At 71.5% G+C, this 9832-nt stretch carries 9 protein-coding genes; 2 read left to right on the top strand and 7 right to left on the bottom strand.

Annotation, left to right across the window (positions count from 1 at the left end; genetic code table 11):
- Positions 1 to 10: 10 nt before the first annotated feature.
- From AB0C33_RS02585 to AB0C33_RS02565, 5 genes are read right to left on the bottom strand one after another with little or no spacing between them, the layout of a single operon-like run.
- A complete protein-coding gene (locus AB0C33_RS02585; RefSeq protein ID WP_358282914.1) occupies positions 11 to 1597 on the bottom strand; it encodes an acyl-CoA synthetase in 1587 nt (528 codons plus the stop codon).
- Positions 1597 to 2745, bottom strand: a complete 1149-nt coding sequence (locus AB0C33_RS02580) for a thiolase domain-containing protein (protein WP_352323091.1) — start codon at positions 2743 to 2745, stop codon at positions 1597 to 1599. The genes AB0C33_RS02585 and AB0C33_RS02580 overlap by 1 nt, the downstream gene beginning before the upstream one ends.
- Positions 2746 to 2748: 3 nt before the next feature.
- Positions 2749 to 3768, bottom strand: a complete 1020-nt coding sequence (locus AB0C33_RS02575) for a thiolase domain-containing protein (RefSeq protein WP_358282876.1) — start codon at positions 3766 to 3768, stop codon at positions 2749 to 2751.
- Positions 3765 to 4667 carry an OB-fold domain-containing protein gene (locus AB0C33_RS02570; RefSeq protein WP_358282874.1) on the bottom strand — a complete coding sequence of 301 codons (903 nt, stop codon included), beginning with the start codon at positions 4665 to 4667 and terminating at the stop codon, positions 3765 to 3767. Before AB0C33_RS02570 ends, AB0C33_RS02575 begins: the two co-directional genes overlap by 4 nt.
- Positions 4657 to 6207, bottom strand: a complete 1551-nt coding sequence (locus AB0C33_RS02565; RefSeq protein WP_358282872.1) for an acyl-CoA synthetase — start codon at positions 6205 to 6207, stop codon at positions 4657 to 4659. The genes AB0C33_RS02570 and AB0C33_RS02565 overlap by 11 nt, the downstream gene beginning before the upstream one ends.
- Before the next feature lie 126 nt (positions 6208 to 6333).
- Between AB0C33_RS02565 and AB0C33_RS02560 the strand changes: the two genes are divergently transcribed.
- Both AB0C33_RS02560 and AB0C33_RS02555 read left to right on the top strand, forming a co-directional pair.
- Complete coding sequence (locus AB0C33_RS02560; protein ID WP_358282870.1) at positions 6334 to 7143, top strand: crotonase/enoyl-CoA hydratase family protein; 810 nt, start codon at positions 6334 to 6336, stop codon at positions 7141 to 7143.
- A 105-nt stretch (positions 7144 to 7248) separates the two neighbouring features.
- The gene (locus tag AB0C33_RS02555; protein WP_358282868.1) at positions 7249 to 7722 is read left to right on the top strand and encodes a carboxymuconolactone decarboxylase family protein; all 474 of its coding nucleotides are present in this window, start codon (positions 7249 to 7251) and stop codon (positions 7720 to 7722) included.
- A gap of 151 nt (positions 7723 to 7873) precedes the next feature.
- Here AB0C33_RS02555 and AB0C33_RS02550 read toward each other — a convergent pair whose 3' ends face one another.
- Together AB0C33_RS02550 and AB0C33_RS02545 are read right to left on the bottom strand one after the other, a co-directional pair.
- On the bottom strand, positions 7874 to 8980 hold the full coding sequence (locus AB0C33_RS02550) for a nitronate monooxygenase family protein (protein WP_358282866.1): 1107 nt from the start codon (positions 8978 to 8980) through the stop codon (positions 7874 to 7876).
- Positions 8981 to 9068: 88 nt separating this feature from the next.
- A complete protein-coding gene (locus tag AB0C33_RS02545) occupies positions 9069 to 9809 on the bottom strand; it encodes an SDR family NAD(P)-dependent oxidoreductase (protein ID WP_358282864.1) in 741 nt (246 codons plus the stop codon).
- Between the last annotated feature and the right edge of the window lie 23 nt (positions 9810 to 9832).

Here is a 9832-nt window from a genome sequence, read left to right as displayed (position 1 = left end):
CCGGAAGTGGTCAGGGGGTGGCGGCTTCGGCGGTTTGCCTGGCCCAGCGGTAGTCGGCCTTGCCGGCGGGCGAGCGGACCATCTCCTTCACGAACGCGTACGAACGCGGCACCTTGTACCCCGACAACGACGCCCGGCAGTGAACGTCCAGCTCGGCGGCGGTCACCTCGACGCCGGGACGCGGCTCGACCACCGCCGCCACCCTGCTCCCCCACCGGTCGTCCGGCACGCCGGTCACCACCGCGTCGAACACCGCCGGATGGCCCTTGAGCACGGCCTCGACCTCCTCGGGGAAGACCTTCTCGCCGCCGGTGTTGATGCACTGCGAGCCACGGCCGAACACGTGCACGGTGCCGTCGGCGTCCACGGTCGCCAGGTCGCCGGTGAGCAGCCAGCGGGTGCCGTCAGGGTCGGTGACGAACGTGCGCGCCGACTTGTCCGGGTCGTTGTAGTAGCCGAACGCCACCCGCCCGGACCTGGCCACCGTCCCCATCTGCCCCGAACCCGGCGGAACGGGACGTCCCCGCTCGTCCAGGACGCTGATCCTGGCCGACGGGTTGGGCTGGTAGCGCAGCCCGGTCTCGGGCGTGGAGCCGGGCAGCGCGGAGGCGGTGTAGCCTGACTCCGTCGAGCCGAAGCTGTCCACGATCATGACGTCGGGCAGCAGGCCCTGGAGCCGGTCGCGGACCGCGCCGCTCAGGATCGCGCCGGTCGAGCTGACGACGAACAGCGACGACAGGTCGTACGTGCCCGTCTCCAGCGCCTCGGCCAGCGGCCTGGCCATGGCGTCGCCCGTGATGCTCATGGTCAGCACGCGCTCGCGCTCGACCGCCCGCCACACCTCCCCCGCGTCGAACTTGGGGACGAGCACCATCGTCCCGCCCGCCCACCAGCTGATGAAGGTGGCCATCTGCGCGGCGCCGTGCATGAGCGGCGAGGTGGCCATCATGATCATGGGCGTGGCCTTGACGGCCTCGTCGATCACCTCCTGCGGGGTGGTGCGCGGGTCGCCGTACGGGTTGCCGCCGCCGAAGGCCATGAACAGGTCCTCGACGTGCCACATCGCGCCCTTGGGCATGCCGGTGGTGCCGCCGGTGTAGATGATGTAGACGTCCTGGCCGGTGCGCGGGGCGAAGCCGCGTTCCGGATTGCCGCGCTCCAGCGCCGCCTCGTACGGCACCGCCGAGGCGATCGACGACTCGCCGCCGACCGCGATCAGGTGCTCCAGCAGCGGCGCCTGGTGCGCGACGGCGGCCACGCGGGGGTCGAACTCGACGTCGTAGACCAGCGCGCGCAGGTCGGCGTCCTGGTAGAGGTAGAGCAGCTCGGCCTCGACGTACCGGTAGTTGACGTTGATCGGCACGGCCCGGATCTTGAGCGCGGCCAGCAACCCGGCCAGGTACTCCACGCCGTTGTACAGGTGCAGACCGACGTGCTGGCCCGGCCGCACGCCCAGGCCGGCGAGGTAGTGGGCGAGCCGGTTGGCCTCGGCGTCCAGCTCGGCGTAGGTGCGCCGCCGGTCGCCGCAGATGACGGCGGTGCGGTCCCCGATCACGTCGGCGAGTGCTTCGAACAGGTCCGCGTGGTTGAACTCCATCAGGGTCTCTCCCGTCCGACGATCCACATCGCGAAGAACTGGGCTCCGCCGCCGTAGGCGTGGCCGAGCGCCGTGCGGGCGCCGTCCACCTGGTGCTCGCCGGCCTGGCCGCGCACCTGGAGCGCGGCCTCGGCGAACCTGATCAACCCCGAGGCCCCGATCGGGTTGCTGGACAGCACGCCGCCGGAGGCGTTCCACGGGATGTCGCCGTCGAGGGCCGTGGCGCCGGACTCGGTCAGCTTCCAGCCCTCGCCCTCCGCCGCGAATCCCAGGTTCTCCAGCCACATCGGCTCGTACCAGGAGAAGGGCACGTACACCTCGGCCACGTCGATCTCGCGGCGCGGGTCGGTGACGCCGGCCTGGCGGTAGACGTCGGCGGCGCAGTCCTTGCCGCCCTGGGGGCTGACGGTGTCGCGGCCGGCCCGGAAGATGGGCTCCGAGCGCATGGCGGTGCCGTGCACCCAGGCGGGGGTGCCGGTGACCTTGTGCTCGGCGGCCAGGACCATCGCGCACGCGCCGTCGCTGGACGGGCAGGTCTCCAGGTAGCGGATCGGCTCCCAGAGCATCGGCGTGGACTCGACCATCTTCTGGTCGATGCCGGGGATCCTGAGGTGGGCGTAGGGGTTCTTCAGGGCGTTGAGCCGGTCCTTGACGGCGACCAGCGTGCCGATGTGGCCGGGCGCGCCGGACCTGCGCATGTACTCGCGGATGTGCGGCGCGAAGTAGCCGCCCGCGCCGACCACGAGCGACGCGCTGAAGGGCAGGTGCGTGGACAGCGCCCAGGTGGCGTTGGACTCCGACTGCTTCTCGAAAGCCACCACGAGCACCCGCTCGTGCACGCCGCCCTGGATCAGGCTCGCGCCGACCAGCGCCGTCGAGCCGCCGACGCTGCCCGCGGTGTGCACCCGCATCATCGGCTTGCCCGCCGCGCCGAGCGCGTCGGCGAGGTACGCCTCGGGCATCATCACACCCTCGAACAGGTCGGGCGCCTTGCCGACCACGACGGCGTCGATGTCCTTGAACGTCAGCCCGGCGTCCTCCAGGGCCCGCAGCGCCGCCTCGCGGACCAGGCCCGCGATGGAGACGTCCCTGCGCTTGGTGGTGTAGTGCGTCTGTCCGACCCCGATCACCGCGCAGCGGTTGCCCATGATTCACGCCTCCAGGACCGTGACGAGGTTGTGCTGCAGGCAGGGGCCGCCGGCGGCGTGCCCGACGGTGCGGCTCGCGCCGCCGTCGAGGATGCGCCGCGCGGCCTCGCCGATGCGGATGAGCCCCGTGGCCATGACGGGGTTGGCGGCGAGCGGTCCACCGGACGGGTTGATCAGCGTGTCGCCGCCCAGTTCGAGCGCCTCGCGCAGGATGAGCTCCTCGTGCGGGAACTGGGCGTGCAGCTCGGCCACCTCGACCGGGCCCTTGCCGACGCCGGCGGCCCGTGCGGCGTCGGCCGCGGAGACCGACCTGGCCAGGTCCCGCGTGCCCAGGTAGTGGGGCTCGATGCGGTGGGCGATGCCCCTGACGAACGCGGGGCGGCTGGTGAGCCGTCCGGCCAGTTCCGCCGTGGCCAGCACGATCGCCGCCGCGCCGTCCGTGACGGGCGGCACGTCCGTCTTCCTGAGGGGTTCGACCGCGACTTCCTCGCCGTCCGGTTCGGGCAGGTCGAGCGCGTACGGGTTGCTCCTGCCGTCCGCTCTGGACCTGCGGACGATCTCGTCGAGCTGCTTCCTGTCCGCGTCGAGCGCGTTCGCCTGGAGTGCGGCCAGGGAGAGCTGGTCGAGGCCGAGGGGTTCCAGGTAGTAGGGGTCGAGCTGGAGGGTCATGATGGTGCGCAGGTCGCCGAGCGACGACTTGCCGAAGCCGTAGACCAGGGCCGAGTCGATGTCGCCGTGCTGGAGGCGGACCCACGCCTCGTACAGGGCCCAGGCGCCGTCCATCTCGACGTGGCTCTCGGAGACGGGCGGCCAGGCGCCGAGCGCGTCCAGGGCGCTGACGAACGAGAACGGCGCCCCGGCCAGGTAGTCGCAGCTCCCGGAGCAGGTGAAGCCGAACCTGGTCAGCCCGGTCCGCTCCTTGACCTCGCTGATCACCGGCAGGATCAGCTCGGGCTCGGTGAGCCCGGTGTCGTGGTCGGTGTGGACGGTCTGCGCGAACGCGACGATCGCGACCTCTCTCATGACAGCTCCACGTCGGGCTCGCCGGTGGGGGCGAACCAGCGGATGTTCGCCATGGACTTGCTCCGCTCCTCCTCGGGCACCCAGACGGCCCTGACCCGCATGCCCTGGCGCACCTCGTGCGCGGGTACGTCGCCGATCAGGGCGATCATGGGGATGTCGGCGTTGTCGAGCAGGATGTAGGCGGAGACGAACGGCACTTCCGGCGCGCGCGGATCCGGCAGGTTGTTGATGGCGAACGTGGTGATCGTCCCGGTGTCGGGGAGTTCGAGCGTCTCCGGGATGAGACCTCCGCACTGGGGGCAGGACATCCGGTACGGCACGTACACCTGGTCGCACTGCTCGCAACGTCCGCCGAGGAAGACGCCGCGCTCGACGCCCTCCAGGAAGACGCGGAGCGAGCCGCCCGCCTGGAGGCGGTACTCGGCCCGCACGTTGGACACGATCTTCGTGACCTCGGGCGCGAAGTGGGCGATGTCGGTGATGTGGCCCGTGGGCCGGTCGCGCCACACCGGCCAGACCCGGGAGCCCTTCGACAGTGCCTTGGGGCTGTCGGCGGCGACGGCGTGCACGAGCGCGGTGTCGGCGCCGTCCAGCAGGATCGTGGCCCAGGCGAAGGGCCGGTCGAGCGGGTGGTTCTGCAGGGGCTCGGGCACCCAGGCCCAGGAGGTCACCGTGCCGGCCGGGCCGACCTCGACGTACTCGGAGGTGACGGGGTCGCCGGTGGCGGGGTCGTATTCGAGGGGCGGCACGAGCACCTTGCCCTCTTTCGTGCGCACTCCGACGATGCGGCGGCCGCGTAACTCGGTGAGGAAGCGCCCGATCACCGGCCCGGTCGTGCGGGTGTAACCGCCGGGGAACTCCAGGACGTGCTGGGCGACCAGCGGATCGTCAGATGGCACGGTCGTGACCCTCCCAGTACGGTGCGCGGAGCTTGCGCTTGAGCAGCTTGCCGTTGGGCTCGCGGGGCATCTCGGCGATGAAGTCGACGCTCTTGGGCCACTTCATCCGGGCCAGGCGGCCCTCCAGCGAGGCGATCAGCTCGGCCGCGAGCTCGGGACCCGGCGCGACGCCCGGCGCGGGCTCGACGACGGCCTTGATCTGCTCGCCCCAGTCGTCGTCCGGGATGCCGAACACGGCCACGTCGGCGACCTTGGGGTGGATCATGAGCTCGTTCTCGATCTCGGCCGGGTAGATGTTCGTCCCACCGGAAATGATCATGTCGGCCTTGCGGTCGCAGAGGAAGAGGAAGCCGTCCTCGTCCAGGTATCCGATGTCGCCGACCGTGAAGTAGTCCTTGAGCCGGTTCGCGGCGGTCTTGTCGGGGTCGCCCTTGTACTCGAAGGGCACGCCCATCATCTTCATGTAGATCGTCCCGGGGGTGCCGGTCGGCACGGGTTCGCCCTCGTCGTCCGCGATCAGCAGCTCGCTGATCGGCCAGGCGGAGCCGACCGTGCCCGGGTGCGCCTTCCAGCCCTCGGGCGTGGCCAGGGTGCCGCCGCCCTCGGTGGCCGCGTAGTACTCGTAGATGCAGTCGCCCCACCACTCGAACATCGCCCATTTGACCGGGACCGGGCAGGGGGCGGCGGCGTGGATCATCCACCTGAGCGAGGACAGGTCGTACTTTGCCCTGGTGGCCTCGGGGAGCGCGAGCAGGCGCTTGAAGTGCGTGGGGACCATGTGGGAGTTCGTGACGCGGTAGCGCTCGCACAGCCGGAGCGTCTCCTCGGCGTCCCATCTGTCCATGTAGACGAGGGTGTGGCCCATGTGCAGGGCGCTGCCGCCGAACTGGGTGACGGCGGTGTGGTAGCTGGGCGAGGTGACCAGGTGCGCGTTGGGCGGCCCGGCCGTGATGCCGAACAGGCCGAGCAGGAAGGTCATCAGCTCGGCGCCGTCGTCGGGGTCGAGGCCGCTCAGCGTGCGCCGGACGCCCTTGGGCCGGCCGGTGGTGCCCGAGGTGTAGTGCATGGTGGCGCCGGCCGTGCGGCCGGGCGGCGCGGTGTCCGGTTGCCCGGCGGTCAGCTCGCCCGCCGGGCGGAAGCCGTCCTGGCCGCCGTCCCCGAGGAGGAAGCGGCGGTGCGGCTCGATCGCCTCGGCTCCCCTGGCGCCCTCCTGGAGGAAGCGGGGGTGGACGAAGAACGCCTTGGCCTCGCTGTCGGACACGATGTAGCCGATCTCCGGGCCGGTGAGGTGCCAGTTGATCGGCGTGTAGTACCAGCCGGCCTGGAGCGCGGCCAGGTAGAGGACGAGGCCGTCCGCGCCGTTCGGGACCAGGCCGCAGATCCCGTCGCCCGGCTCCAGGCCGAGCTCGCGTAACCCGTGGACGAGGCGGTTCGAACGGGCCAGGAGGTCACCCGCGCGGTGCTCCGTGCCGTCGGGGTCGACGGCCGCGATCCACTCGGGATCCGCCTGCGCCAGCCTCCAGAAACCGAGCGTGCCCATCTGATCTCCTCAGCTCAGGCGTAGCAAAACAGGAACTTGTTCTCGTTTGCTGTGGGGAGCGTATCCCGCGGGTAAAGTTCGTAGCAAGCGCTTGATTCAGTAGCTTCTGGGACTTGGGAGGCGTACATGGAGCTTCTGCCGATCAGCACCCCGCACTGCCGGGTGGAACGCGACGGCCACGTCCTGACCGTCACGATGAACCGGCCGGAGGCCCGCAACGCCCTCTCCTCGGACATGCTGATCGGGCTGGCCTCGGCGTGGGCGTACGCGTCGGCGGAGCCCTCGATCCGGGTCGCGATCCTGACCGGGGCGGAGGGCACGTTCTGCGCCGGGGCCGACCTCAAGGCCATGGGCCAACCCTCGACCGATCCAGAGGTTCAGGCAAGAGCCGCCCAGATCCCGAATTTTCACTGGAAGGGGCTCTTGAGGGAGGACTTGCCGACAAAGCCGATCATCAGCGCTGTCGAGGGGTACGCGGTCGCCGGCGGCACGGAGCTGCTGGTCGGGACGGACCTGCGAGTGGTGGCGGAATCGGCCACCCTGGGGCTGTTCGAGGCCAAACGCGCACTCTTCCCCATGGGCGGCTGCGCGGTCCGGCTGCCCCGCCAGATCCCGTACTGCCACGCCATGGACCTGCTGCTCACCGGCCGTTCCGTGACCGCCGCCGAGGCCCTGGCGATGGGGCTGGTCAACCGGGTCGTGCCGGACGGGCGGGCGCTGGAGACGGCCCGGGAGCTGGCAGCGGACATCGCCGGTTCCGGACCGCTGGCGGTCCAGGCCATTCTGCGGACGTACCGGGACACCCTGGGCATGCCGGAGCCCGAGGCCCTGAAGGTGTCGGACGAGCTGGGCTGGCCGGTGATCGGCTCGGAGGACGCCAAGGAGGGCACCCGGGCCTTCCGCGAGAAGCGCCCGGCCCGCTACGAAGGCCGCTGACCACTCGCCGGGAGGAGAGACGCACGTCACATCCGTTCCTGTCACATCCCGTCCGGCTGCCCCGTCCGAGAGGTGGAAGCAGTCGACGACGACAAGGAGCGCGTCATGGAAGCCCGTCTCAACCTCTTCGAGAACCAGGTCGCGGCCAAGGTCATGAAGCACCTCATCGGCACCAACAAGGTCATCATGGACTCGGGCCTGCCCCACGCCACGCAGGAGCTGGTGAAGATCCGGGCCAGCCAGATCAACGGCTGCGGCTTCTGCACCGACATGCACACCAAGGACGCCGCGCACGCCGGTGAGACCTCGATCCGGCTCAACCTGGTCGCCGCCTGGCGCGAGGCCAAGGTGTTCACCGAGGCCGAGCGGGCCGCGCTGGAGCTGGCCGAGCAGGGCACCCGCATCGCCGACGGCGCCGGCGGCGTCCCGGACGAGGTCTGGGCGAACGCCGCCAAGCACTACGACGAGGAGCAGCTCGGGGCGCTGGTGTGCCTGATCGCCCTGATCAACGCCTTCAACCGGGTGAACGTCATCATCCAGCAGCCCGCGGGCGACTACGTGCCCGGCATGTTCGGCTGACCGAGAGCCGAGGGAGAGCCGGCGAAGAACGGCGGCCTGCGGAAGGAGTCAGTCCCGCAGGCCGTCGAGGACCGTCGTCACCAGGCGCTCCCGGACGCCGCCGGGATCGTCCCGGCCCGGATGCCACGTGCCCACGGTGACAGCCGGGCGATCAGTCCCGGGTGATGCGGTCGAGGCGTTCCAGGGCCTCCGCGTACTCCTCCACGAGCCCGAACACCACGTCCTTCGTCGAGCGCACCTGGTTGGTCAGGCCGATGACCTGCCCGGCGGGGAACGTGGCCAGCTCCGAGGCGTCCGAGCGGCCGATCCGGCGCAGGGCGTCCGAGACGAGCATGAACTGCAGCGGCATCGGCAGCGTGCCCGGCGACTCCTGCGACTCCCACGCCTCGGTCCACTCGTTCCTGAGCAGGCGGGCGGGCTTGCCGGTCCAGCTCCGGGAGCGCACGGTGTCGCGCGAGGTGGCCTCCAGGATGCGGCGTTTCGCCATCTCGGGGGTGTCGGCCTCCTCGACGGTGAGCCAGAGGGAGCCGGTCCAGACGCCCTCCGCGCCCAGCGCCATGCCGGCCGCCATCTGCCGGCCGTTCCCGATGCCGCCAGCCGCCAGGACGGGGACGTCCACGGCGTCCACCACCTGCGGGATGAGCACCATGGTCGAGATCTCGCCGGTGTGGCCGCCGGCCTCGGTGCCCTGGGCGACGACGACGTCCACGCCGACCTCGACCTGCTTGAGCGCGTGCCGCGGGGTCGAGGCGAGGGCGGCGACCTTGACGCCGTGCCGGTGGGCGAGCTCCACGACGTCGGCCGGGGGCGGCCCGAGGGCGTTGGCCAGCAGGGCGATGGGATGCCGGAGCGCGACCTCGACCTGGGGACGCGCGGTGGCGTCGGTCCACCCGAGCAGCACCCGGCCGGGGTCGGCGTCGGACGACAGGGGCGGCACGCCGTGCCTGCCCAGCAGGTTCTCGACGAACGCGCGGTGCCCCTCGGGGATCATCGCCTGCAGGCGGCCGACCAGCTCCTCGGGGGCGAAGTCGGCGCCCTCGTAGGAGGCGGGCATGACCACGTCCACGCCGTACGGTCTGCCGTCGACGTGGTCGTCGATCCACTTGAGCTCCATTTCGAGCTCTTCCGGGGTGAAGTAGAGCGCGCCGAGCACTCCCATGCCGCCCGCGCGGCTGACCGCGGCGACCACGTCCCGGCAGTGGCTGAAGGCGAAGATCGGGAGCTCGATTCCGAACATGTCCGTGACCCGTGTCCGCATGGCCCGACGATAAGCCGCGCCGCAGCCGAACTGCAACGTGTTCTACTCTAGAACCTTTCGTCGGTCGGCTTCCGGCTTGAATCGCGTTCTAGCGCGGCAGCCGCCGCCAGAGGGGCCGCGGCAGCAGGCGCAGCAGGCCGAACGCCGGGCCGAGCGCCCGCGGCACCCACACGGACGATGCGCCCTCGCGCAGCGCGCGCACGGTGGCCAGGGCCACCTGGCGGGGCGTCGAGGACAGCGGCGCCGGGGGCAGGCCCTTCGTCATCCGGCCGATCACGAAGCCCGGACGCACGATCAGCACGCGTGCGCCCGACCCGTGCAGCGCGTCGCCGAGCCCCTGCGCGAACCCGTCGAGCCCGGCCTTGGCCGAGCCGTAGACGAAGTTGGCCTTGCGCACCCGCGCCCCGGCGACCGACGAGAGCACCACGAGGGTGCCGTGCCCCTGCTCGCGCAGGACCCTGGCGGCGTGCAGGTCCGCGGAGACGTGGCCGCCGTAGTTGACCGCGACGGCCTCGGCGGCGGCGGCCGGGTCGGCGTCGTAGTCGTCCTGGCTGCCGAGCACGCCGAACGCGGAGATCACCACGTCGAGGTCGCCCACCAGCTCCACGGCCCGGGCCAGGACGGCGGCGTGCGACCCCACGTCCAGCGCGTCGAACGGCAGGACGTGCACCTCGGCGGCGAGGTCCGCCGGCGGCGTGAGCTCGCCCCTGGCGGCCAGCACGACCCTGGTCGCGCCCAGCCCGACCAGCAGCCGGACGATCTCCAGGCCGATCTCGCTCCGCCCGCCCAGCAGCAGCACGCTGTCGACGGCCCCGAGCGCGTTCCTCACGACGCCCCCCGCCCCGGAGCGGC

Origin of the sequence: Nonomuraea sp. NPDC048881, assembly GCF_040649795.1 — a bacterium.
GTDB lineage: Bacteria > Actinomycetota > Actinomycetes > Streptosporangiales > Streptosporangiaceae > Nonomuraea.
Note: the sequence above shows the minus strand (reverse complement) of the source record. Positions and strands in the feature narration are given on the sequence as shown.

Excerpts from the sequence above, each read along its gene's own strand:
- AB0C33_RS02565 (WP_358282872.1), bottom strand. The coding sequence starts at position 6,207 with ATGGGCACGCTCGGTTTCTGGAGGCTGGCGCAGGCGGATCCCGAGTGG.
- AB0C33_RS02550 (WP_358282866.1), bottom strand. The coding sequence starts at position 8,980 with ATGCGGACACGGGTCACGGACATGTTCGGAATCGAGCTCCCGATCTTC.
- AB0C33_RS02580 (WP_352323091.1), bottom strand. The coding sequence starts at position 2,745 with ATGGGCAACCGCTGCGCGGTGATCGGGGTCGGACAGACGCACTACACC.
- AB0C33_RS02560 (WP_358282870.1), top strand. The coding sequence starts at position 6,334 with ATGGAGCTTCTGCCGATCAGCACCCCGCACTGCCGGGTGGAACGCGAC.
- AB0C33_RS02585 (WP_358282914.1), bottom strand. The coding sequence starts at position 1,597 with ATGGAGTTCAACCACGCGGACCTGTTCGAAGCACTCGCCGACGTGATC.
- AB0C33_RS02575 (WP_358282876.1), bottom strand. The coding sequence starts at position 3,768 with ATGAGAGAGGTCGCGATCGTCGCGTTCGCGCAGACCGTCCACACCGAC.
- AB0C33_RS02555 (WP_358282868.1), top strand. The coding sequence starts at position 7,249 with ATGGAAGCCCGTCTCAACCTCTTCGAGAACCAGGTCGCGGCCAAGGTC.